At 70.4% G+C, this 21,585-nt stretch carries 18 protein-coding genes, 3 tRNA genes and 2 pseudogenes; 12 read left to right on the top strand and 11 right to left on the bottom strand.

Annotation, left to right across the window (positions count from 1 at the left end; all coding sequences use genetic code 11):
• The first annotated feature begins 298 nt into the window (after positions 1 to 298).
• Together LWJ43_RS22990 and LWJ43_RS22985 are read left to right on the top strand one after the other, a co-directional pair.
• Positions 299 to 1,111 (top strand): helix-turn-helix domain-containing protein, encoded by an 813-nt coding sequence (locus LWJ43_RS22990; RefSeq protein WP_277334102.1) that lies wholly within the window; start codon positions 299 to 301, stop codon positions 1,109 to 1,111.
• A 292-nt stretch (positions 1,112 to 1,403) separates the two neighbouring features.
• On the top strand, positions 1,404 to 1,592 hold the full coding sequence (locus tag LWJ43_RS22985) for a hypothetical protein (RefSeq protein ID WP_277334101.1): 189 nt from the start codon (positions 1,404 to 1,406) through the stop codon (positions 1,590 to 1,592).
• A 9-nt stretch (positions 1,593 to 1,601) separates the two neighbouring features.
• Here the strand turns inward: LWJ43_RS22985 and LWJ43_RS22980 are convergent, their stop codons facing one another.
• Both LWJ43_RS22980 and LWJ43_RS22975 read right to left on the bottom strand, forming a co-directional pair.
• Complete coding sequence (locus tag LWJ43_RS22980) at positions 1,602 to 1,841, bottom strand: hypothetical protein (RefSeq protein WP_277334100.1); 240 nt, start codon at positions 1,839 to 1,841, stop codon at positions 1,602 to 1,604.
• Between the two features lie 104 nt (positions 1,842 to 1,945).
• Positions 1,946 to 2,551: a transglycosylase SLT domain-containing protein gene (locus LWJ43_RS22975; protein ID WP_277334099.1), complete on the bottom strand. Its 606-nt coding sequence runs from the start codon at positions 2,549 to 2,551 to the stop codon at positions 1,946 to 1,948.
• A gap of 51 nt (positions 2,552 to 2,602) precedes the next feature.
• Between LWJ43_RS22975 and LWJ43_RS22970 the strand changes: the two are divergent.
• Positions 2,603 to 2,805: pseudogene (locus tag LWJ43_RS22970) on the top strand (integrase core domain-containing protein); the annotation flags it as partial.
• A gap of 37 nt (positions 2,806 to 2,842) precedes the next feature.
• Here the strand turns inward: LWJ43_RS22970 and LWJ43_RS22965 are convergent.
• The 4 genes from LWJ43_RS22965 to LWJ43_RS22950 all read right to left on the bottom strand — a co-directional run bounded on the left by LWJ43_RS22965 (position 2,843) and on the right by LWJ43_RS22950 (position 4,053).
• On the bottom strand, positions 2,843 to 3,376 hold the full coding sequence (locus LWJ43_RS22965; RefSeq protein ID WP_277334097.1) for a hypothetical protein: 534 nt from the start codon (positions 3,374 to 3,376) through the stop codon (positions 2,843 to 2,845).
• A 241-nt stretch (positions 3,377 to 3,617) separates the two neighbouring features.
• A tRNA-Ile gene (locus tag LWJ43_RS22960) sits at positions 3,618 to 3,691 on the bottom strand.
• A 211-nt stretch (positions 3,692 to 3,902) separates the two neighbouring features.
• A tRNA-Asn gene (locus LWJ43_RS22955) sits at positions 3,903 to 3,975 on the bottom strand.
• A 5-nt stretch (positions 3,976 to 3,980) separates the two neighbouring features.
• Positions 3,981 to 4,053: transfer RNA gene (locus tag LWJ43_RS22950), tRNA-Asn, on the bottom strand.
• Positions 4,054 to 4,234: 181 nt separating this feature from the next.
• Here LWJ43_RS22950 and LWJ43_RS22945 point away from each other — a divergent pair.
• The 9 genes from LWJ43_RS22945 to LWJ43_RS22905 all read left to right on the top strand — a co-directional run bounded on the left by LWJ43_RS22945 (position 4,235) and on the right by LWJ43_RS22905 (position 14,582).
• Positions 4,235 to 4,537: a YtxH domain-containing protein gene (locus tag LWJ43_RS22945; RefSeq protein WP_277334096.1), complete on the top strand. Its 303-nt coding sequence runs from the start codon at positions 4,235 to 4,237 to the stop codon at positions 4,535 to 4,537.
• 114 nt (positions 4,538 to 4,651) lie between these two features.
• Positions 4,652 to 6,097 carry an FGGY family carbohydrate kinase gene (locus LWJ43_RS22940; RefSeq protein ID WP_277334095.1) on the top strand — a complete coding sequence of 482 codons (1,446 nt, stop codon included), beginning with the start codon at positions 4,652 to 4,654 and terminating at the stop codon, positions 6,095 to 6,097.
• Positions 6,098 to 6,235: 138 nt separating this feature from the next.
• Positions 6,236 to 7,969 carry an ABC transporter ATP-binding protein gene (locus tag LWJ43_RS22935; protein WP_277334094.1) on the top strand — a complete coding sequence of 578 codons (1,734 nt, stop codon included), beginning with the start codon at positions 6,236 to 6,238 and terminating at the stop codon, positions 7,967 to 7,969.
• On the top strand, positions 7,969 to 9,891 hold the full coding sequence (locus LWJ43_RS22930) for an ABC transporter ATP-binding protein (protein ID WP_277334093.1): 1,923 nt from the start codon (positions 7,969 to 7,971) through the stop codon (positions 9,889 to 9,891). Before LWJ43_RS22935 ends, LWJ43_RS22930 begins: the two co-directional genes overlap by 1 nt.
• A gap of 486 nt (positions 9,892 to 10,377) precedes the next feature.
• Positions 10,378 to 10,938, top strand: coding sequence for an RNA polymerase sigma factor (locus LWJ43_RS22925; RefSeq protein WP_277334092.1), 561 nt, complete (start codon positions 10,378 to 10,380; stop codon positions 10,936 to 10,938).
• Complete coding sequence (locus LWJ43_RS22920) at positions 10,935 to 11,774, top strand: zf-HC2 domain-containing protein (protein WP_277334091.1); 840 nt, start codon at positions 10,935 to 10,937, stop codon at positions 11,772 to 11,774. Before LWJ43_RS22925 ends, LWJ43_RS22920 begins: the two co-directional genes overlap by 4 nt.
• 41 nt (positions 11,775 to 11,815) lie before the next feature.
• Positions 11,816 to 12,637: an ABC transporter ATP-binding protein gene (locus LWJ43_RS22915; protein WP_205020428.1), complete on the top strand. Its 822-nt coding sequence runs from the start codon at positions 11,816 to 11,818 to the stop codon at positions 12,635 to 12,637.
• A complete protein-coding gene (locus LWJ43_RS22910; RefSeq protein WP_277334090.1) occupies positions 12,634 to 14,016 on the top strand; it encodes a hypothetical protein in 1,383 nt (460 codons plus the stop codon). The genes LWJ43_RS22915 and LWJ43_RS22910 overlap by 4 nt, the downstream gene beginning before the upstream one ends.
• Positions 14,016 to 14,582 carry a hypothetical protein gene (locus LWJ43_RS22905; RefSeq protein ID WP_277334089.1) on the top strand — a complete coding sequence of 189 codons (567 nt, stop codon included), beginning with the start codon at positions 14,016 to 14,018 and terminating at the stop codon, positions 14,580 to 14,582. Before LWJ43_RS22910 ends, LWJ43_RS22905 begins: the two co-directional genes overlap by 1 nt.
• A gap of 52 nt (positions 14,583 to 14,634) precedes the next feature.
• Here LWJ43_RS22905 and LWJ43_RS22900 read toward each other — a convergent pair whose 3' ends face one another.
• From LWJ43_RS22900 to LWJ43_RS22880, 5 genes and pseudogenes are all read right to left on the bottom strand, one after another.
• Positions 14,635 to 15,702: an RNA polymerase sigma factor gene (locus LWJ43_RS22900; protein ID WP_277335968.1), complete on the bottom strand. Its 1,068-nt coding sequence runs from the start codon at positions 15,700 to 15,702 to the stop codon at positions 14,635 to 14,637.
• A 177-nt stretch (positions 15,703 to 15,879) separates the two neighbouring features.
• The gene (dnaG, locus tag LWJ43_RS22895) at positions 15,880 to 17,787 is read right to left on the bottom strand and encodes a DNA primase (protein ID WP_277334088.1); all 1,908 of its coding nucleotides are present in this window, start codon (positions 17,785 to 17,787) and stop codon (positions 15,880 to 15,882) included.
• 94 nt (positions 17,788 to 17,881) lie between these two features.
• A pseudogene (locus LWJ43_RS22890) lies at positions 17,882 to 19,142 on the bottom strand (NAD(P)/FAD-dependent oxidoreductase).
• Positions 19,143 to 19,260: 118 nt separating this feature from the next.
• On the bottom strand, positions 19,261 to 20,571 hold the full coding sequence (locus LWJ43_RS22885; protein ID WP_277334087.1) for a deoxyguanosinetriphosphate triphosphohydrolase: 1,311 nt from the start codon (positions 20,569 to 20,571) through the stop codon (positions 19,261 to 19,263).
• A gap of 36 nt (positions 20,572 to 20,607) precedes the next feature.
• Positions 20,608 to 21,513 carry a sirohydrochlorin chelatase gene (locus tag LWJ43_RS22880; protein ID WP_277334086.1) on the bottom strand — a complete coding sequence of 302 codons (906 nt, stop codon included), beginning with the start codon at positions 21,511 to 21,513 and terminating at the stop codon, positions 20,608 to 20,610.
• Positions 21,514 to 21,585: the final 72 nt, after the last annotated feature.

The following is a 21,585-nucleotide window of genomic DNA, read 5'->3' as shown; positions in this document are numbered from 1 at the left end:
GCCCTTTCGAGATCGGTGTTGACATAACGCCTGTCGTAACTGGCGGTAGGCATGGAACTGGCGGTCGTGGCTGCGAGCCTGATGGGCCAGGAACGGCCGCCCGGCACCTGGGTTGGTGTGGACGGTGATCTCCGCAGCGGTGCACAGATCTCGTCAGGTGTTCGTCCCGCGGTCTGACGGCAGGGGGAGGACGACTGGCTCGACCATCGACTGTCATGCCTCCCTAGCTCGACGGATGCACTTGTCTTGCCGGGAACTGTAAGATCAACAGAACAAACTGAACTAGGGCGAAAGTGACATGACTGAGTCCGCGGTCGAATGGCGTCACAGAAGAGCACGGTTCGGAGTCGAGAGCCTGGTTGTGCGCGCTGCCGATGGTGACTTCCCCACCGTTGTGAACGGTGGATACACTGTCAAGATCACGCATGGCGGCTCTGCACCCCCTTTTCAGTACCTCGGCCGAACCCAGGATCCCCCTGTTCCTGGCGCGGTGACGGTGATCGAGCCCCATGAGGTCGTGAGCTGCCTCGATCAGGACAAAGCCGCCGCTGACGGCCAGGCCATTGTGCAACTGATGTTCATTGACGCCGATCTCATGCCGGTCGGCACAGGCCGGCCGCGCTTTCATGAGGTGACCTATCCAGACCGCAGCCTCTTCAACGGCATTGCTGCGCTGCACAAGGGTTTGGCGCACGGCGAGGACGAGTTGGATCTCGAATCGTCGCTGATCCGCTTGCTGACCGTCCTGCTCGCCAGGCATGCGGATGCTCCCGGCGCAGCGAGTCCGACACTTCGTCCTCGAGCGCTTCGTCACGTACGAGAGATGCTCCACAGCCAACTGAACTCCAACATCAAGCTCGACGACCTCGCGGCAGTCGCCGGTTGCAGCAAACGCCACCTGATCAGGAGTTTCCGGCAGGCTTACGGGGTTCCACCGCACCATTACCGGACCCTGTTGCGCTTGGCACGCGCCAAGTCCATGCTGGCAGCGGGACGATCCGTGGCAGAGACCGCCGCCGAGCTTGGTTACTGTGACCAGAGCCAGCTCAACCGGCACTTCCGGCGGGAGTTCGGCATGAGCGCAGGTGGCTATGCCAGGACCGTGCGGTAGACCTGCGATGTCTTGGCTCAACTGCCACCTTGCCGGCCTGGCCCCACGGGAAAGCGCTGACCGGTGGGCCGGGTCACGTCCGCTGGAGTGGTGTATCGACGGCCACTCGGTGATCTCGGCCTGAGGCTATGCGGCCTTCTCGCGGCGACCGGCTATCGCTTCGGAATCAGCTGCGACCGAGCCGGCCGAGCACAGGCAGAACCGCGGTCAACCTACGGTGATCAAGGGGAAAGCTTCAGGACTGAGAGCTCACGGCCCCTACTCGCAAGGGCCCTTCGGGGAGCCGCTCCACGTGCGCGGCGACGTCCTCAACGACGCCCTCGAAGCTGTTAGGGCCATCCTCGACGCGCCATTCGACTACCCCAACGAATGGGTTCTGGCAGCCGTCGCAGCAGCCGAACGCTCAGCTCTGGCCTCCGACGCCTCCCACCTGCAGGATGTCGCCGGCGTACAGAACTGGTTCACCCACCAAGACCGCTGAGCTGAATGGTCAGAGTTCGGCTGCGAGCAGGGTGAGACGCAAGAGCGCTGCGATGGCAAAGGCGGCAGGGATGGCGTACCACCATTTCCGGAGCCATTCGGCCTTGACGAAGGCCATCGTGAGTAGTCCCATCACGGTGGAGAGGATCAGCGCGATGGCGCCGGCGAGCTTGGAGTTGGTGACGGCTTGCTGGTCCCAGGGGCCATCGGGTTCGACCATGTAGGCGGTGAGTGCGACGTAGCCGGTCACCAGGGTCACCATGGTCAGAGCAGTGGCGCAGACGCCGGTTCCCAGCCGTCCAGCGGCCCGAGAGCGTTCCTTTTGCATCGTTGGGGATGCACCAGCGTCCTGGTTCACTTCAGTGCCTCCGTTGCGTCGTCCAGTTTCCGGTCGAAGCCTCGACCATATGCCTGGGCGGCGGGGTCCTCGTAGTAGGGACCGCCGTTGTAGCGGGCGGCGAGTTCCTGCATCTGCGCGCGGGTCATTTGTTCCGGAGGTATGTCGGCGAAGCCGCTCTCTGCCTTGAGCTGGGCGAGGTACTCCGACGCGATGAAGATGTTCTTGGCGGGATCCTTGATCGAATCTACGACCACGCTCCGTTGCATGTCGGTGAGGTTGCTTGGGTCGTACCCAAGGACCTCAGCCGCACGACGGACCTGGATGGCCATAGGCCCCATAGACGTCTGGTCCGGATCACCAGGAAGGATCTTCCGTGCTTCATGAGCGACGTCGTCGAGCGCCCCCGGGTCGCCCTCGACCTCCTGCCACGCGATGCCGGCGATCATCTCTGGCGGTAGCCCCGTGTCGTGCGCGGCTGCTCTGATCAGTTCGGTGTTGGCGGAGATGTATTCTCGGCGGCTTTCGTCGGAGTTGGACAACATCAAGTAGTTGTTGCCCTTCGCGTCCGGCAGGCCGTCGATGCGGGTCTCGATCCGCATCAGCATCTCGTTGACCACCACGGAGTCGCCCGTGGCGCCGAGTTCGGGGTTCGACTGTCGGTCGGCCGCACCGGTCAATGCTGGGACAACGCCCTCGCCGAGTCGTTCTTCTGACCATCAAACGCGAACTGCTCGGCACCTCCGCATGGCCCAGCCGGGCCGCCGCCCACACCGCGATCTTCGACTTCATCGAAGGCTGGTACAACTTGCACCGCCTGCACAGCAGCCTCGGCTACCTCAGCCCAACTGAGTACGAGACCGCACTCGCAACCTGACCACCACACCAATGGTGTCCGTCAAAGCGGAGCAAGCTCAGTCCAGGGCGTCCGCCCGTACGTGCTGCCGAAGGAGGGCGTACTCATCGGGTTCGAGGAAGACCTCGTCGTCCTCCGTGTCGTTTCCCTTGGGCAGCCGGGTGTGCGCGCAGGGATTCGAGTCGCGCAGCGGCGGATCGGAGGTCACGGCCGCCTGGAGAATGCTGAACAGCAGGCCGTGCGGGTTCGCGATCGTCTTCGCGGCATACGGTCGGCGTTCGGTTCCGGCAGGATGCAGCGGACCAGGCTTGCCACCTTGCAGGTCGAGGATCCACTGACTGATGTGGGCGCGGGTGAACCGCGGGCCCCGGTCGGAGACCGACAACTCCGCGAACCACGGAATCAGGTGGTTATCGATGAATGTGGTGTAGTTCGTACGCGTGTGGTCCGATATATCGGTGAGCAGACCTACGTAGGCGTGTGCATACACGGCGAACATCTCGGCATCAGGCACCGCCGGTTCGTCAGGCTTGACGAAGCCCTTGCCCTTGATCCACCCCGGAGGCCATTGCTGTCCGTGACCGTTCACCAAGTCTCGAAAGCGTTCCGCCGGGTCGGGATCATCGAAGGTCTCGTTGCACCACGCGCCAGCGCGGCCGCCTCCGGCCCGCCAATAGACGATGTGCGAGGCCCCTCCGGAGCTCAGATTCTTTGCCTTGAATAGGCCATGAAGACAAGCGTACGAGGGCCCCGTGCGGTACTCGTGCGGTACCGCGCCTGCCCGACGGCTCATCAATCGAGTGAACCTGCAGGTCACGACGTTTCTGCTGGAGTGGGGCGGGTGGGACTCGAACCCACGGCCGACGGATTATGAGTCCGCTGCTCTAACCGGCTGAGCTACCGCCCCGTCTCGGCGTGGCGCGTACATGTGTACGCGCCGTCTGCCGCAGCATAGCCGGTCATACGATCTCCTGCTGCGGATGCCCTGCTTCGCGTGACCATGAAGACCGCGCTGCGTGCTGCCCGGTTCCCGGCGGTACGGAATCACCCCGAAAGAGTCACCGGTGCCCCCGCGCGGGCACACGAAAAAGGACCCCGAAGGGTCCTCTTCCGTCTCGCTCCCCCGACTGGACTCGAACCAGTAACCCTCCGGTTAACAGCCGAATGCTCTGCCAATTGAGCTACAGGGGATCGCGCTCCCCCGACTGGACTCGAACCAGTAACCTGCCGGTTAACAGCCGGCTGCTCTGCCAATTGAGCTACAGGGGATTGCTGCGGTGCCTCGAATCGTACCTGCCTGGCGGCTGCCGAGCGGCGCGCGTTCGCTGCGACACATACATTAGCGCAAGCAGGGGGGTGCTCCGCCAATCGGTATCCCCCGGGGTGATCTCGGGTGTCCGCGGGTAGGCGGGCAGCACACGTCGCACGGAGCGAAGGAAGGGTGGCACCCATGCGGTACCGGCTCACGTTCATCGCCGGAGTGGCGCTCGGTTACGTGCTCGGCACGCGAGCCGGGCGCGAGCGTTACGAGCAGCTGAAGAAGGCCGCGCAGCAGTTGGCCGAGAATCCCGCCGTGCGGAACGCGGCGGAGTCCGCCGCCCACGGCGGCCGGGACTTCGCCGGCAAGGCCTACCACTCGGTGAGCGAGAAGGTCGGGGACAAGGTCCCCGTGTCCGTCTCCGACCGGGTGCGCTCGCTGCGGGACCGCAGCGGGCGGAACGGCAGCGACGACTGGGGGACGACGAACACCTGAGGCCCGTTCCCGTGCCGGGTGCCGCCCGGTACGGGAACGGCCCGGTACGGGAACGGCCCGGTACGGGAACGGCCCGGTACGGGAACGGCCCGCGGGTGCGGCAGAATCTTGTCCATGGGCATAGTGGCCGGCTTGGACAGTTCATCCGCCTTCACGCACATCGTCGTCTGCGACACGGACACCGGTGAGGTGCTGCGGCAGGGGTACGCCGCGCATCCGATCGAGGCCAAGGCCTCCGAGGTGGATCCGCAGGCGTGGCTGCTCTCACTCGGTGAGGCGGCCTCCGGAGGGCTGCTCGAAGGCGTGCAGGCCATCGGTGTGTCCGCGCAGCAGCACGGGCTGGTTCCGCTGGACCACCAGGGCAATCTCGTACGTCCGGCGCTGCTCGGCAACGACCGGCGGGCTCAGGCCGCCGCGGCGGATCTGATCGACGGGCTCGGCGGGCGGCAGCCCTGGGCCGAGGCGGTCGGGGCCGTGCCCCAGTCCTCCCAGCCCGTGGCGAAGCTGCGCTGGCTGGCGCGGAGCGAGCCCGAGAACGCGCAGCGGGTAGCGGCGGTCCTGCAGCCGCACGACTGGCTGGTGTGGCAGCTCCTCGGCCGGCCCGCCCGGCGGACGACGGACCGCGGTGCGGCGTCCGGGACGGGCTACTGGTCGACCGGGTCCGGTTCGTACCGGCCCGACCTGGTGGAGCTGGCGCTCGGCCACCATGCGGCGCTGCCCGAGGTCCTCGGCCCGGCCGACGCCGCCGGGACGACACCGGAGGGTCTGCTGATCTCCGCGGGTACCGGCGAGACGATGGCCGCCGCCTTCGGGCTGGGTGTCGCCGTCGGGGACGCCGTCGTGTCGCTGGGCGCCTCGGGATCGGTGATGGCCGTGCACCACGAGGCACTGGCCGACCCCACGGGGATGATCACCTCCTTCGCCGACGCGACGGGGATGCACCTGCCGGTGGTCCACACGTCGAACGCGGTCCGCGCCCTGCGCGGCACGGCGGAGATGCTCGGACTGGAGGGGCTGGACGAACTGTCCGGGCTGGCGCTGGAGTCGACGCCGGGGGCCTCGGGACTCGTCCTGCTGCCGTACCTGGAGGGCGAGCGCACCCCGCATCTGCCGCACACCGCCGGAACCCTGAGCGGACTGCGGCGTGAGTCGATGAAGCCCGAGCACCTGGCACGGGCAGCCTTCGAGGGCATGCTGTGCTCGCTGGCCGACGCGCTGGACGTGCTGCGGGACCGCGGTGTGGAGGTGCGGCGGGTGTTCCTGCTGGGCGCCGCGGCCGAACTGCCCGCCGTGCAGGCGCTGGCCCCCGCACTGTTCGGCACCCAGGTCGTCGTGCCGCAGCCCGCCGAGTACGCGGCACTGGGTGCGGCCCGGCAGGCGGCGTGGGCGCTCGGCGTCTCGCAGGGGACGCTCGATCCGCGCACTCCACCGGCCTGGAAGGAGGCGGACGCGCAGGTGCTGGAGCCGGGTGAGGAGCTCGCTGTGGGCGGCGCGGTCCGCCAGCAGTACGGGGCGACCCGCGACCAGATCCACCCCGGGGCGTTCGACCCGGCTGTCTGAAAACGGGGCCCCGCGGGCCTGAACCGTGCGGGGCCCCCAGCGATTTGACCCGGGCTTGGGCAAAAGCGTTGGCGGTCGTGGACCGGAGTGCCGGAGTATGTACCGGCCTCTGCTCTTCGCCGACTCCGAGAGACTCGTGTGCTCATAAAACTCCTGCGGACCTATCTGGGTCCGTACAGACGTCCCATCGTGCTGCTGGTGCTGCTCCAGCTCCTGCAGACCTGCGCAAGCCTCTACCTGCCCAGCCTCAACGCGGACATCATCGACAACGGTGTCGTGCGGGGTGACACGGGCTACATCCTGGAGTTCGGCGGCGTGATGATCGCCGTCAGCGTCCTGCAGATCGTCTGCAACATCGGGGCGGTCTACTACGGGGCCAGGACGGCGTCCGCGCTCGGACGCGACGTGCGCGCGTCGGTCTTCGGCCGGGTGCAGTCGTTCTCCGCGCGCGAGGTGGGCCGGTTCGGGGCCCCTTCGCTGATCACGCGGACGACCAACGACGTGCAGCAGGTCCAGATGCTCGTCCTGATGGCGTTCACCCTGATGGTCTCGGCGCCCATCATGTGTGTCGGCGGCGTCATCATGGCGCTCGGCCAGGACGTCCCGCTGTCGGCGGTGCTGCTGGCCGTGCTGCCCGTCCTCGGTGTCTCGGTGAGCCTGATCGTGAGGCGCATGCGGCCTCTGTTCCGCACGATGCAGGTACGGCTGGACGCGGTCAACCGGGTGCTGCGCGAGCAGATCACCGGTAACCGCGTCATCCGCGCCTTCATCCGTGACGGCTACGAGGAGGAGCGCTTCCGCGGCGCCAACACGGAGTTGACGGACGTCGCGCTGTCGACGGGGCGGCTGATGGCCCTCATGTTCCCGACGGTGATGACGGTGGTGAACCTGTCGTCGATCGCGGTGGTCTGGTTCGGGGCGCACCGCATCGACAGCGGCGGGATGCAGATCGGGGCGCTCACCGCGTTCCTCGCGTATCTGATGCAGATCGTGATGTCGGTGATGATGGCCACCTTCATGTTCATCATGGTCCCGCGCGCCGAGGTGTGCGCGGAGCGCATCCAGGAGGTCCTGGAGACCGAGTCGAGCGTGGTGCCGCCCACCGCTCCGGTGACGAAGGTGCTGAAGCACGGGCATCTGGAGATACGGGGCGCGGAGTTCCGCTTCCCGGGGGCCGAGGAGCCGGTGCTGCGCTCGGTCGATCTGGTGGCCCGGCCCGGGGAGACGACCGCGATCATCGGGTCGACGGGCAGCGGGAAGTCGACGCTGCTCGGGCTCGTTCCGCGGCTGTTCGACGCGACGGACGGCGACGTGCTGGTCGACGGCACGGACGTGCGGACACTGGATCCCGTCCTGCTGGCGAAGACCGTGAGCCTGGTCCCGCAGAAGCCGTACCTGTTCTCGGGCACGGTCGCGACGAATCTGCGCTACGGCAATCCGGACGCCACCGACGAGCAGCTGTGGCACGCGCTGGAGGTGGCACAGGCGAAGGACTTCGTGGAAGGGCTGGAGCACGGCCTCGACGCGCCGATCTCGCAGGGCGGCACCAATGTCTCCGGCGGTCAGCGGCAGCGGCTCGCGATCGCGCGGACGCTGGTGCAGGAGCCGGAGATCTATCTCTTCGACGACTCGTTCTCGGCCCTGGACTACGCGACGGACGCCGCGCTGCGCGGGGCACTGTCCCGGGAGACGGCGGGGGCGACCGTGGTGATCGTGGCCCAGCGGGTGTCCACGATCCGTGACGCCGACCGGATCCTGGTGCTGGACGAGGGCCGGGTCGTCGGGACGGGCAGCCATCACGAGCTCATGGAAGGCAACGAAACCTACCGGGAGATCGTGCTCTCCCAGCTGACGGAAGCGGAGGCCGCCTGATGGCAGGACCGGGCGGACGGATGATGATGGGGCCCACCGAGCGCTCCATGGACTTCAAGGGATCCGGGAAGCGGCTGCTGAGGAGGTTCAGCAAGGAGAAGGCCTCGCTGTACCTGATGCTGGGTGCCGTGGCGCTGAGCGTGGCGCTCTCCGTCGTGGGGCCCAAGATCCTCGGTGCGGCCACCGACCTGATCTTCGCGGGTGTCGTCGGACGGCAGATGCCGGACGGCACCACCAAGGAACAGGCCATCGAGAGCCTGCGCGAGAAGGGCGACGACGGGCTCGCCGACATGCTGACCGGGGTGGACTTCACGCCGGGCACCGGCATCGACTTCGGCGCCGTGGGCCAGGTCCTGCTCGCGGTGCTGGTGGTCTACGTCGGCGCGGGGCTGCTGATGCTGGTGTCGACCCGGGTCTCGATCCGGGTGATCAACCGGGTCGTCTTCCAGCTGCGCGAGGACCTGCAGACCAAGCTGGCACGGCTCCCGCTGTCGTACTTCGACCGGCAGCAGCGCGGTGAGGTGCTGAGCCGGGCGACGAACGACATCGACAACATCTCGCAGACGATGCAGCAGACGATGGGTCAGCTGATCAACTCCCTGCTCACCATCGTCGGCGTGCTGATCATGATGTTCTGGATCTCGCCCCTGCTGGCCCTGGTCGCGCTGGTGACGATCCCGCTGTCGGTGTTCGTGGCCGCGCGGGTCGGCAAGCGGTCGCAGCCGCACTTCGTGGCGCAGTGGAAGGTGACGGGCAGGCTCAACGCCCACATCGAGGAGATGTACACCGGCCACACCCTGGTGAAGGTCTTCGGCCGGCAGGAGGAATCCGCCCGCGACTTCGCCGAGCAGAACGAGGCGTTGTACGAGGCGGGCTTCAAAGCCCAGTTCAACAGCGGGATCATGCAGCCGCTGATGATGTTCGTGTCGAACCTGAACTACGTGCTGGTCGCGGTCGTCGGCGGGCTGCGCGTGGCATCGGGCGCGCTGTCCATCGGTGACGTGCAGGCGTTCATCCAGTACTCGCGGCAGTTCTCGATGCCGCTGACCCAGGTCGCCTCGATGGCGAACCTGGTGCAGTCGGGCATCGCTTCGGCCGAGCGGGTCTTCGGTCTGCTGGACGCCGAGGAGCAGGCGCCCGACCCCGATCCCGCCGAGCGGCCGGAGGAGCTGCGTGGCAGTGTCGCGCTGGAGAACGTGTCGTTCCGGTACGACCCGGAGAAGCCGCTCATCGAGGACCTCTCGCTGAGCGTGGAGCCCGGCCACACGGTCGCGATCGTCGGCCCGACCGGTGCCGGCAAGACGACCCTGGTCAATCTGCTGATGCGGTTCTACGAGGTGACGGGCGGCCGGATCACCCTCGACGGGGTCGACGCGGCGAAGATGACGCGCGACGAACTCCGTTCGGGCATAGGCATGGTGCTCCAGGACACCTGGCTGTTCGGCGGCACGATCGCGGAGAACATCGCCTACGGCGCCTCGCGCGAGGTGACCCGGGAGGAGATCGAGGACGCCGCGCGGGCGGCCCACGCCGACCGTTTCGTCCGCACGCTGCCCGACGGCTACGACACGGTGCTCGACGACGAGGGTGCCGGGGTCAGCGCCGGTGAGAAGCAGCTGATCACGATCGCGCGCGCGTTCCTGTCCGACCCGGTGATCCTGGTGCTCGACGAGGCCACCAGCTCGGTGGACACGCGTACCGAGGTGCTGATCCAGAAGGCGATGGCGCGGCTGGCCCACGGCCGTACGAGCTTCGTGATCGCGCACCGGCTCTCCACCATCCGGGACGCCGACGTGATCCTGGTGATGGAGAACGGCTCGATCGTCGAACAGGGCACGCACGACGAGCTGCTGGCGGCGGAGGGGGCGTACGCACGGCTGTACGCAGCCCAGTTCGCCCAGGCTCTGGCCGAGGTGGACTGACGGTCTCGTCCGGCTCCGAACACGGAAGGGCGGGGTGGGCCGCGGCCTCGGCGGACGGCTCGCCACGTCCGCGTGCTCCCAGGAGGCCGGGCCCTCGGTGAGTCCGGCCCCGCCCCGACCGGGGCACTTCTCCACGCGTCTGCCCTGCGCCCGGTGGTGACGGTGCGCGGCGGGCGGGGCGGCCGGTGACGTCCGGGCGGGTCCGCGCCTGAGCCCAGCGCGTGAGAGCGCGGCCCGCCCCGTCCGGAGACGGCGTTCCGGGGCGCCGCCGCCGAAGGCACGGGGTCGCAACCCCGCTCATCGCCCGCTTGGTTCCGTCCTGCGGCAGGCCTCGTCGGCCGCCACCGTTCCGGGGTGCACGGGCCACCCATCCGGCCGGCGCCCGCGGGGGTCCTACCACGGTCCGGCCAGGTACCGCCGCCGCCTCACGTGACGCAGATCACGGCTGAGAGAAAACCCGAGGGCCCGGTCCGGCGTCCAGCAGGTGTGAGAGCAGACAGGAAAGCGCTGCACCAGGTGGACGAGGAGCGCCTCGTCCACCTGGTGGCCAAGGGCGACCGCGCCGCGTTCGAGGAGCTGTACCGGCGCACGTCGCCGTGGATGGCGGTACGGCTGCGCCGCCGCTGCTCCGACGAGCAGATCGTCGCCGAGGTGATGCAGGAGACGTATCTGGCGGTGTGGCGCGCGGCGGGCGCGTTCGCCGGCAGCGCGGTCGGCGGCACGGCCGTCGGATGGCTGTGGACGATCGCGGCGCGCCGCCTCGTGGACGCCTTCCGACGCCGCGCCCACCACGCCGAGCCGCCTCCGGCCGCCGCCGCGCGGGTTATGGCGCCCGCCGCCGAGGAGGAGGCGCTCGCGGCGGGCGTCGACGGTGACGTCGGCGACGCGCTTCGGCGTCTGGCCCCGGAACTCAGAGAGGTACTGCAGGCCACGGTGCTCGACGGGCTGTCCGTCCGGGAGACCGCCGCCCTGCTCGGGCTGCCCGAGGGCACGGTCAAGACCCGTGCCCGCCGGGCGCGGATCGCGATGCGGAAGGCGCTGGCATGAGCGGGTTGAGCGGAGAGAGCAGAGAACACGCGTCCGTGCGGCTCATCGGCCGTTACGCGCGCGGCGACGCGGACATCGCCGCCGACGAGGTGTGGGCGCTGGAGGCGCACCTGGAGGCCTGCGCGACATGCCGCACCCGGCTCTCGGACGCCGTGGAGACCGGGGCGCCCGACGTCACCTCGCTGATCGGCACCGTCTGGCGCGGCCTGGAGCCGAGTCTGGACACCGCGCCCACGATGCCGGCGCGGCGGCGCCGGCCGGTGTGGCTGACGGCGTGGCTCACACCGGCGATGGCCCCGTGGCTGGCCATGACCGTCGGCGTCGTCCTGATCGCGCTGGCGCTGGACCTGGCCGCTCCCGGCTTCAGCGAGGTGTCGCTGGTGCTGCTGCTCGCCCCGGTCCTGCCGCTGGGCGGGGTCGCCGCGTCCTGGTCGCGGGGGCTCGATCCGGCGTACGAGCTGACGGCGGCGGCCCCGCGGGCGGGACTGCACCTGGTGCTGCGCCGCACCGCGTCCGTGCTGGCCGTGGTCGTCCCCGTTCTGCTGGCCGCGGGGTGGCCGGCCGGGGTGTCGGCAGCTCAGTGGCTGCTGCCCTGCCTGGCCCTGACCTCGGCGGCCCTGGCGCTCGGCGGCGTCTTCGGGGTGGCCCGCGCCGCTCTCGGCCTGATGGCCGTGTGGACGGCCGGTGTGATGGCGCCGTCTCTGATCAACCGCAGCAAGTCCGCCTTCCTGGACCCGGACAGCCTGCCCGTGTGGGGCCTGTTGCTCGTGCTCGGCATGGGCGTCGTGATGGCCCGCCGGGGCTCGTACACCACGGTCCCCCGGGTTTCCCCGTGACCACCCTGACCCCCACCACCACCACCCGAGAGGAACAGCGCATGACACGCGCGGTGAGCGCGGCGGAAGTCGCGCCGAGGACCTACGCCCATGAGATCAGGGCCGCAGGACTGAAAATCCGGGTCGGACGGACCCGGATGGCCGTCGACGGGCTCGACCTGTCCCTCGGCACGGGCGTGCACGGCCTCCTCGGCCCGAACGGGGCGGGCAAGACCACGCTCATCCGGGCACTGGCCACCGTGCTGCGGCCCGCCGAGGGCGCCTTGGAGCTGTTCGGCACGTCCGTGGCCTCCGCGGACGAGCACCGCTCGGTGCGCCGCCGGATCGGCTATCTGCCGCAGGAGTTCGGTTACTACAAGCGGTTCACGGTGCGCGAGTTCGTCGAGTACATGGCCTGGCTGAAGGAAGTCCCCAAGGCGGACGTCCCGGCGGCCGTCCAGCGAGCCGTGGAGCGGGTCGGTCTCGCGGACCGCGCCGACGACCGGATGAAGGCCCTGTCCGGCGGCATGGTGCGACGGGCCGGCATCGCCCAGGCCATCGTCAACGACCCGGAGGTCCTGCTGCTGGACGAGCCGACGGTCGGCCTGGACCCGGCGCAGCGGATGCGCTTCCGTGAACTGCTGCAGGAGCTGGCCACGGACACCTGCGTGGTCGTCTCCACGCATCTGGTGGAGGACGTCGCGGCGGCCTGCACCGATGTGGTGCTCTTCGCCGAGGGCCGGCTGGTCTTCCAGGGCACCCCTGCCGGGATGGCCGCCGCGGGAACCGCCGGCCATCCGGGGGACAGCCCGCTGGAGCGCGGCTACTCGGCGCTGCTCGCCGAGCCCGCGCCCGGCTCCGCGCAGAAGAGGGGTGCCTGGTGAACGTCCGCGTACTGCGTACCGAACTGAGGCGCTCCGTCGCCCCGTGGGCCGGCGTCGCCGTCCTGACGACCGGACTGCTCTTCCTCCTCCTGGTTCTCGGCCCCGGGGAGAGCACCGCGGACTGGACGGTTCAGTGGACGCCCATGGCCCTGACCGTCCGCGGCCTGCTGTACTACCTGTGGCCCGTCGCGGTGGGGCTCGGGGCCCTGCAGGGTCTGCGTGATCCGCGCTCGCGGGTGACCGAGTTGATGGCGACGGTGCCCCGGCCCGCCTGGCAGCGCGTGGCGGTCCCTTCGGCGGCCTCGGCCGTCACGCTGACATCGGCCTTCCTGGTCATCGTCGCCACGGGCGGAACCTGGGTACTGCTGGGTGACACCACGTACATGCCCCTCGGCTGGCTGCCGATCGTGCTGGTGGCGGCGTTGGCCCTGGTCGCGGGGACACTGTTCGGCATGGGTGTGGCGCGCGCGTTGCCGTCCGTCCTCACCCCGCCGCTGATGGCGGTGGCCGCTCTCGTGATGACCGTCCTGCTCCAGCAGTTCGCGGATGAGGCGCTGCCGACGGGTAACGCGCCCAACCTGCTGGCGCAGCTGGTGCCCGGTGTGGCGCTGCCCCGGGAGGAACTGCTCACCCTCGCCCCCTCCGTGCACCTGGGACAGACCGTGTGGTTCTCCGGCATGCTCGCCACCGGCTTCGCCCTGCTGGCCGCCGCCTCGGCACGCGCCCGGCTGCTCGCCCTCGCCCCCGTCCTGGGGAGCGCGGCGCTCGCCCTGCTGATCCTGCCCGTCGAGCCGCGTGACACGTACGTGATCGACAAGGCCGCTGCCGAACTGGTGTGCGACGGCCCGGTGTGCGTGACGGAGATGCACCGCGACCGGCTGGCGGCGCTCGCACCGCACGGCAAGGAGGCGCTGCGCGTGCTGCAGGAGGTACTGGGCGAGGATGCGCCGGACGTGGTGCGGGAGGAGACGGCGCTGCGTGGGCCCATGGGGAAGCGGGAGCTTTCGGACGAGGCGGTGCTCATCGACCTCGACGACCCGGTGATCGTACGGGCGGAGGGCGAGCAGCTGACCCGGGCCCTGGTCGGCCAGGGGCTGGCACCGCACTGTACCGAGCGCAGCAGCTGGATAAACGGCATCGGGCTGGACGAGATATCCCAGAGCGTCGGGGCGGGCTGGGCTCTCGGTGACTTCCGGCTGATCGACTGGGCCGGTCACTTCGACGGGCCGGAGCACCGGGAGGCCGGGGAGGCGGCGTGGGGCCGGCTGACGGCACTGCCACCGGCGGAGCAGCGCGCGTGGATCGGCGACACGCGCACCGCCGCCCTCGCGTGCGACGTGCGGGACGCGCGCGGAGTGCTGACGGGTGAGGCCTTCTGATGAGGTGGCTGGTGCTGTACGCACGGTCCCGGCAGGTGCCCGCCTCGGCAGCGGCTGTGCTGGCCGCCGCCCTGGCCATGTGGATCCTGGCCCGGGGCGAGGGCACCGACCCGCGGCTGCCGGTGCTCGCCCTCACAGCGGCCGTGACGGCGGCCTCGATCGGCCTGGGCGGGCAGGACTCCGCGCTCGATCGCACGGCGGCGGTGCGCTGGAGGCCCCGCCGCGCGGTGCACGTGCTCCTCATCGGCGCCGTCGTGGCCTCGGTGCTGCTGGCGGTGCGGGCGATGGGAGCGGACGTGGGCACCACCGCCTTCGTCGTCCGGGACAGCGCGGGCCTCGCGGGGCTCGCCGCCGTCGGGGCGGTGCTGTGCGGCGCGCAGCACGCGTGGACACTGCCGGTCGGCTGGCTGACCCTCGCTCTCTTCCCCGCGACCCTGCCGGAGGGGGTGCACGAGATCCTGGCCTGGCTGCTGCTGCCGCCTGGCACGGCGGCTGCCACATGGGTCGCCGTGACCCTGGCCGTGACCGGCATCGTGGCATACGCCGTCGTCGGCCCGAGGCGCTAGCGACCGCCCACGGACGGCATGTGGCCACGCGGCGGCGAGGCGCCCGCTCCGCTCAGTCCAGGTAGCCGCGGAGCTGGTCGGCGAAGGCGTGGTCGCGCAGTTTGTCGAGGGTCCTGGACTCGATCTGGCGGATGCGTTCGCGTGTCACGCCGAAGATCCTTCCGATCTCCTCGAGCGTGCGCGGCCGTCCGTCGTCCAGTCCGTAGCGCAGCTGGACGACCTTCCTCTCGCGCTCCCCGAGCGTGGAGAGGACGGCTTCCAGGTGTTCGCGCAACAGGAGGAAGGCCGCGGTCTCCACCGGTGAGGCGGCGTCGCCGTCCTCTATGAGGTCACCGAAGGCGACGTCGTCCTCCTCGCCCACGGGCGCGTGCAGGGACACGGGCTCCTGGGCGAGGCGCAGGACCTCCCCGACGCGTTCCGGCGTCAGGTCGAGCTGGGCCGCGACCTCTTCGGGGGTGGGCTCGTAGCCGCGTTCCTGGAGCATGCGCCGCTGGACGCGTACGACCCGGTTGATCAGCTCCACGACGTGCACCGGGACCCTTATGGTCCTGGCCTGGTCGGCCAGTGCGCGGGACATCGCCTGACGGATCCACCAGGTCGCGTACGTGGAGAACTTGTAGCCGCGTGCGTAGTCGAACTTCTCGACCGCCCTGATCAGCCCGAGGTTCCCCTCCTGGACCAGGTCGAGCATGGTCAGGCCGCGGCCCACGTACCGCTTGGCCACGGACACCACGAGGCGGAGGTTGGCCTCGATGAGCCGGCGCTTCGCCATCCGTCCCATGACCACGAGCCGGTCCAGATCGACGGCGAGCCGGGAGTCCGGGTCGGGGGTCCCGGCGAGCCGCTCCTCGGCGAAGAGCCCCGCCTCGACCCGGCGGGCGAGCTCCACCTCCTCGGCGGCGCTGAGCAGCGGTATCCGTCCGATCTCGCGTAAGTACTGGCGGAAGAGATCGGAGGTCGGGCCGCCTGTCTCCGGACGGCTCCGGGGCTCCGGGGGCCCCACGGGGTCCTCCAGCACCGGTTCGGGCGTGCCCGCCGTCTCCGGGTGACGTGTGACCCGGTTCTGTGCGGGAATCGCCGGGACATGCTCGGTCGTGGTCGGCACGGTCCGGGTCTGCACGGGGGCGACCTCCAGGTGATCGCTGCCGGACCGCGGGTATGGAGGTCCGCCCTGGACGGACCGGCCGCGCTCCGATGACTCAGGCACCGCCACCCAGTGTGGGGTACGACACATCGCCGCCACGAGGGGCGTGCGGTGACTTTTTGCGTCCGGAGCGTGACGGGGTGCTGTTCCGCCTCAGAGGGCGTCGGCGCCGTGGTTCCGCAGCGACTGGGCGTACTGCTGGAGGACCCAGACCTCGTTCTGGGCGGCGGCCAGGTGGTCCGGGGCGACGTTGCTGCCGAGGCGGGCGAGGCTGCCCTGCACGTCGTCGATCCTGCGGTCGACGGCCCGCAGGCGGACCTTGACCAGGTGCTCGCCGGCGTACGTCTCGTCGATGGACTTGCCGTGGAAGACCTCGACCGCGAGCTCGGTGACGAGCTTGCGCACGGTGTCGTCGGGGGTCGCGTCGAGTACCTGGACGAGGTACTCGCGGGTCTCCGCGACGCCCATCTCGGCGCCGCCCGCCTCCGCGATGCACTGGCGCACCGCCGCGTAGGGCGGGGCGGTGAACTCGTCGATGCCGTAGGCGTCGAAGGCGGGCGATACCAGTGCGGGCTTCTGCAGGGCGAGCTTGAGCAGCTCGCGCTCCGTGCGGTGGGCGGGGCTGCGGAGGTTGAGGGCGGGGCCGGGCGGGGCCTTGGGTGCCTGGATCTGGTGCTGCGGGGCGCCGCCCCGGGAGGGCTTGCCCGGCCCGGGTCCGCGCTCGCCCCGGCCGCGGGCCCACTGGGCGAGCTGGTTGACCCGGTGGACGACGAACTCCTGGTCGAGGATGCCGACGAAGCCCGCGAGCTGGACGGCCACCTCCCGCTGCACACTGCTCGTCTTGATCTTCGCCACGACGGCGGCCGCCTCGTCGAGTGCGGCGGCACGGCCTGCGGGGGTCTCCAGGTCGTACCGGCCGACGATCTGCCGGAGCGCGAACTCGAAGAGCGGGGTGCGGGGCTCGACCAGGTCGCGTACGGCGTCGTCGCCCTTGGCGAGCCGCAGGTCGCACGGGTCCATGTTGTCGGGGGCGATCGCGATGTACGTCTCGGCGGCGAACTTCTGGTCGTCCTCGAAGGCGCGCAGGGCGGCCTTCTGGCCCGCCGCGTCACCGTCGAAGGTGAAGATCACCCGGGCGCTGCCGTTGTCCATCAGGAGGCGCCGGAGGATCTTGATGTGGTCGTTGCCGAACGCGGTGCCGCAGGTGGCGATGGCGGTCGTGACCCCGGCGAGGTGGCAGGCCATGACATCGGTGTAGCCCTCGACGACGACGGCGCGGCTCGCCTTGGCGATGTCCTTCTTGGCCAGGTCGATGCCGTAGAGCACCTGGGACTTCTTGTAGATCGACGTCTCGGGGGTGTTGAGGTACTTCGGGCCGTTGTCGTCGTCGCGGAGCTTGCGGGCGCCGAAGCCGACGATGTCGCCCGAGGTGTCGCTGATCGGCCACATCAGCCGGCCGCGGAAGCGGTCGATGGGGCCGCGGCGGCCGTCCTGGGAGATGCCGGAGCTGATGAGCTCCTTGTCGCTGAAGCCCTTGCCGCGCAGGTAGCGGGTGAGGTGGTCCCAGCCCGCCGGGCTGTAGCCGACCCCGAAGTGGGCCGCCGCGTCCTGGTCGAAGCCGCGCTCCGCGAGGAACTTCCGGCCGATCTCGGCCTCGGGGCCGTTCAGCTGCTCACGGTAGAAGTCGGCGGCGATCTTGTGTGCCTCGACCAGCCGGATCCGCTCGCCTCGCTGGTGGGAGGGGTTGTAGCCACCCTCCTCGTAGCGCAGGGTGATGCCCGCCTTGGCGGCGAGGCGTTCGACCGTCTCGGAGAAGGTGAGGTGATCGATCTTCATCACGAAGGCGATCGTGTCGCCGCCCTCCTGGCAGCCGAAGCAGTGGAACAGGCCCTTGCCCGGGCTCACCTGGAAGGAGGGGGACTTCTCGTCGTGGAAGGGGCACAGACCCTTGAGGTTGCCGCCGCCCGCGTTGCGCAGCTGAAGGTACTCGGACACGACGGCGTCGATCGGGACCGCGTCCCGGACCGCCTTCACGTCGTCGTCATTGATCCTGCCTGCCACGGGTGAAGTCTACGGGTGGGGCCGGGCGTCCGGGACCGGCCGGCCGCGGGGGTGGTGCCCCGGGCGGCGGGCGGTCCCGGATGCCGGAAGGCGGTCAGACCAGGGAGTCCAGTGGCACCGACGGGTCGCCCAGGGCGTGCGGGTCGACCGGCCGGGCGGACCTGATCAGCTTCTGGATGTCCTCGGTGACGTCCCACACATTGACGTTCATCCCGGCGAGGACCCGGCGGTCCTTCAGCCAGAACGCGATGAACTCGCGCTTGCCGGCGTCACCCCGGATGACGACCTGGTCGTACGAACCGGGCGGCGCCCAGCCGGAGTACTCCAGACCGAGGTCGTACTGGTCGGAGAAGAAGTACGGCACCCGGTCGTACGTCACGTCCTGGCCGAGCATGGCCTTCGCCGCGGCGGGTCCGCTGTTCAGGGCGTTCGCCCAGTGCTCCACGCGCAGCCGGCCGCCGAAGAGCGGATGGTCGACGGACGCGATGTCCCCGGCGGCGTAGATGTCCGGGTCGGAGGTGCGCAGCGAGGCGTCGACGACGACACCGCCGCCCTGGGACCGTTCCGCCATGTCGAGTCCCGCGGCCTCGGCGAGCGAGGTGCGGGGGGGCCGCGCCGATCGCGGCGAGCACGTCGTGGGCGGGGTGCTCCTCGCCGTCGTCGGTGCGGGCGGCGAGGACCAGGCCGTCCTGCCCCGTGATCTCGGTGATGCGGGCGCCGAAGTGGAAGCGGACACCGTGCTCGGCGTGCAGGTCGGTGAAGATCTGGCCGACCTCCGGGCCGACGACGTGGTGCAGCGGGGTCGCCGACGGGGCGACGACGGTGACCTCGGCGCCGTACTCGCGGGCGGCGGCGGCGATCTCGAGGCCGATCCAGCCGGCGCCGGCGATCACCAGGTGGCCGTTGTCGCGGCCGAGGGCGGCCAGGACGTTGCGGAGCCGCTCGGAGTGGGCGAGACGGCGCAGATGGTGGACGCCGGCCAGTTCGGTGCCCGGGATGTCGAGGCGGCGGGGCTCGGCGCCGGTGGCGAGGAGCAGCTTGTCGTAGTGGACGACCGTGTTGTCGCCGAGCTGCACGGACCGGCCGGCCCGGTCGATGGAGGTGACCACCTGGCCGAGGTGCAGCTCGATGTCGGCGCCGGCGTACCAGGCGGTCTCGTGGACGAAGACCGAGTCCCGTTCGGCCTTGCCCAGCAGGTAGCCCTTGGACAGGGGAGGCCGCTCGTACGGATGGTCACGCTCGTCTCCGATGAGGATCACCCGGCCGCTGAAACCCTCGGCTCGGAGTGTCTCGGCCGCCTTCGCTCCGGCGAGTCCTCCGCCGATGATGACGAACGTCCGATGTGCGTCGACCACTTGATGCCTCCTCGGTACTTGGCTGCGCGGCGCCTCCACCTGCGAGCGTCCCGCACGCAGCGTGATGACGAAAGAGGGTGTGCCCCGATCAGGTCACAGCCTGTGGCATGTCGCCCGGTCACGGTCCAGTCTGCCGGGCTCCCGTGAGTGTTCCGTGGAGGGACCGGGCGGAGGCGTCCGTGAGTGCGGCGATCTGGTCGACGAGGACCCGCTTGCGGGCCCTGTCGTCGGGGGCCGCCGTGTACAGGGCGCGGAACTGCGGCTCCAGCCCTTCGGGGGCGCTTGCGGTGAGGGCGGCGGCGAGTTCGGCGATGACGATCCGCTGTCCCGCGCGGATGACCTCCTGCTCGGGGCGCTGCATGACGTAACGGTCAGCGACCGCCTTGAGCACGGCGCACTCGTTGCGTACCTCGCGCGGGACGATGAGCTCGGCGCCGTACCTGCCGAGGCGCCCGGGGCCGTACGCGGTGTGGGTCGCGGCCTCGGCGGCGAGGCAGAACCTGCCGATGAGCTGGCTCGTCGCGTCCTTCAGCCTGGCCTGGGCGACCGCGGTGCCGTCGTAGCCGAGCGGCCACCACTCCTGGGCGGTGAGCCGGTCGAGTGCGTCGGCGAGCTCCTGCGGGTCGGTGTCCGCCGGGACGTACCGGCCGACGGCGACGGCCCAGATCTCCGCGCGCTCCGGCTCGGCGAAGAGGCAGCCCGGGTCGATGTGCCCGGCGTGCAGTCCGTCCTCGAAGTCGTGGACGGAGTAGGCGACGTCGTCGGACCAGTCCATGACCTGGGCCTCGAAGCACTTGCGGTCCCGCGGGGCGCCCTCGCGGACCCAGGCGAAGACGGGCAGGTCGTCCTCGTACACACCGAATTTCGGTGAGCCGGGGTCGGTGGGGTGCGCGCCCCGGGGCCAGGGGTACTTGGTGGCGGCGTCCAGGGCGGCCCGGGTGAGGTTGAGCCCGACGCTCACGAGTTCCCCGCTGCGGGGGTCGCGGACGAAGCGCTTGGGTTCGAGGCGGGTCAGCAGGCGCAGCGACTGGGCGTTGCCCTCGAACCCGCCGCAGTCCGACGCGAAGTCGTTGAGCGCCTGTTCGCCGTTGTGGCCGAAGGGCGGGTGGCCCATGTCGTGGGAGAGGCAGGCCGCCTCGACGAGGTCGGGGTCGCAGCCGAGGGCCGCGCCGAGCTCCCGGCCGACCTGGGCGCACTCCAGGGAGTGGGTGAGCCGGGTGCGGGGGCTGGCGTCCCAGGCACCGCTCCGGATGCCGGGCGTGACGACCTGGGTCTTGCCCGCGAGCCTGCGCAGGGCGGCGGAGTGCAGCACCCGTGCGCGGTCGCGCTGGAACGCGGTGCGGCCGGGCCGTTTGTCCGACTCGGTGTCCCAGCGCTCGGTGTCGGCTGCGCCGTAGGGCGTGTCACTGGGGTCGTGCGTACCGTCCATGCCCCCGACATTAGACCGGCGGACTGACGGGACGGGTCAGGCGCTGGCCAGCAGGTGCGGGTGCGTCAGGCCTCCGCGGCCGGGCGCGTCGGCGGTCAGGGCCTGGTCGTAGCGGTGCAGCAGGAGGCGTGCCATCGCCGGGTGCGCGCCGAGCGGTGCGGCGGCGATGCCCGGTGCGGCGGCGGCCGAGACCGTCGCGAAGCGGCCGGGGGCCGTGAAGTACGAGGCGAGGGCCACCCGGTGGCGGCCGCGGGCGGCGAGTGCGCGCAGGGCGGCCGGCACGTCGGGCGTGGTCGCCGAGGCGTAGGCGGGGACGACGGGGACCCCGCCGAGGCGGTCGCTGAGCATGGCGGCTGTGCGGCGTGCGTCCACGTCCGAGTCGGGGTCGCGTGACCCGGCGGCGGCGAGTACGACGGCGGCGCTGCGGCTCGTGCCGTCCTCGTCCCGCCAGCCGGCCTCGGCCAGACGCTCGTACAGGGCCTCGACGAGCAGCGGGTGCGGTCCGAGCGGGGCCGCGACACGGGTGCGGAGGTGGCTCGCGGCCGCCGCTGCGAGCGGCAGGTCGTGCCGGACGTGGTGGCCGCGGCCGAGCAGCAGCGGTACGAGCACGGCGTCGCCCCGCCCGATGCCGTCCAGTGTGTCCGGCAGCAGGGGCTCGTTCAGCTCGATGTGGCCGAGCCGGACGTCGAGGCCGGGCCGCAGCTCCCGTACCCGGTCCAGGAGCTCCAGGACGGTGCACAGGGCCTGCGGGTCCCGGCTGCCGTGCGCGACGGCGACCAGGGTGGGGGCGGATCTCCGGATGCGGTGCATGGGCCTGCGGGTTCCGTTCAGGGAGACGAGGCTGAGCTGGGTTCCGAGCTGGGACGTGATGCGGGTCAGGAGTTGCGCCGTGCTGTCGAGGGGCAGGGGCTCACGGGGGTGTTCCGGTGCCGGCTCCGTCATGGACCGATGGTGCCGGTCGGACGTTGCCGGGCCGTTTCGCACCGGTGACGGGTGTTTGCCTCCGTCTCACGG

Origin of the sequence: Streptomyces sp. JH34 (assembly GCF_029428875.1) — a bacterium.
In the GTDB taxonomy this organism is placed as follows: Bacteria; Actinomycetota; Actinomycetes; order Streptomycetales; family Streptomycetaceae; genus Streptomyces.
This window is presented reverse-complemented; position numbering and strand designations above follow the sequence as displayed.

What these genes read in the sequence shown, in the direction of transcription:
- LWJ43_RS22990 (WP_277334102.1), top strand. Translation starts at nt 299, where the DNA reads ATGACTGAGTCCGCGGTCGAATGGCGTCACAGAAGAGCACGGTTCGGA.
- LWJ43_RS22945 (WP_277334096.1), top strand. Translation starts at nt 4,235, where the DNA reads ATGCGGTACCGGCTCACGTTCATCGCCGGAGTGGCGCTCGGTTACGTG.
- LWJ43_RS22940 (WP_277334095.1), top strand. Translation starts at nt 4,652, where the DNA reads ATGGGCATAGTGGCCGGCTTGGACAGTTCATCCGCCTTCACGCACATC.
- LWJ43_RS22930 (WP_277334093.1), top strand. Translation starts at nt 7,969, where the DNA reads ATGGCAGGACCGGGCGGACGGATGATGATGGGGCCCACCGAGCGCTCC.
- LWJ43_RS22920 (WP_277334091.1), top strand. Translation starts at nt 10,935, where the DNA reads ATGAGCGGGTTGAGCGGAGAGAGCAGAGAACACGCGTCCGTGCGGCTC.
- LWJ43_RS22915 (WP_205020428.1), top strand. Translation starts at nt 11,816, where the DNA reads ATGACACGCGCGGTGAGCGCGGCGGAAGTCGCGCCGAGGACCTACGCC.
- LWJ43_RS22905 (WP_277334089.1), top strand. Translation starts at nt 14,016, where the DNA reads ATGAGGTGGCTGGTGCTGTACGCACGGTCCCGGCAGGTGCCCGCCTCG.
- LWJ43_RS22885 (WP_277334087.1), bottom strand. Translation starts at nt 20,571, where the DNA reads ATGGACGGTACGCACGACCCCAGTGACACGCCCTACGGCGCAGCCGAC.
- LWJ43_RS22880 (WP_277334086.1), bottom strand. Translation starts at nt 21,513, where the DNA reads ATGACGGAGCCGGCACCGGAACACCCCCGTGAGCCCCTGCCCCTCGAC.